This window comes from Flavobacterium solisilvae, from assembly GCF_012911605.1.
GTDB lineage: Bacteria > Bacteroidota > Bacteroidia > Flavobacteriales > Flavobacteriaceae > Flavobacterium > Flavobacterium solisilvae.
This window is the reverse complement of record NZ_JAAMPT010000041.1, coordinates 1-243: the sequence shown is the minus strand read 5'-3', so window position 1 is coordinate 243 and position 243 is coordinate 1. Positions and strand designations below refer to the sequence as shown.

Here is a 243-nt window from a genome sequence, read left to right as displayed (position 1 = left end):
CATCAGCAAAGTTTTCTAATCCTTTTATATTCCATGTGTCGTGATAACCATCGCCATTTGGTGTAAAGTAATGTGGATAGTCGATGATTTGTACGCCTGTGATGCTTACAACGCCACATGAGAACCCGTTTGGATCGCGCATATCCCATACGTGAACTGTATGTGGTCCAAGTGGTACATTGGTAAATATTCCGCCGTTGTCCAATATTGGTCCATCATCTAGACTGTAATGGTAAATTCCAT

Annotated in this window: 1 pseudogene; it reads right to left on the bottom strand. The window is 41.6% G+C overall.

The window, feature by feature from the left end:
- Positions 1-243 (bottom strand): annotated as a pseudogene (locus G6042_RS00195) (T9SS type B sorting domain-containing protein); the annotation flags it as partial.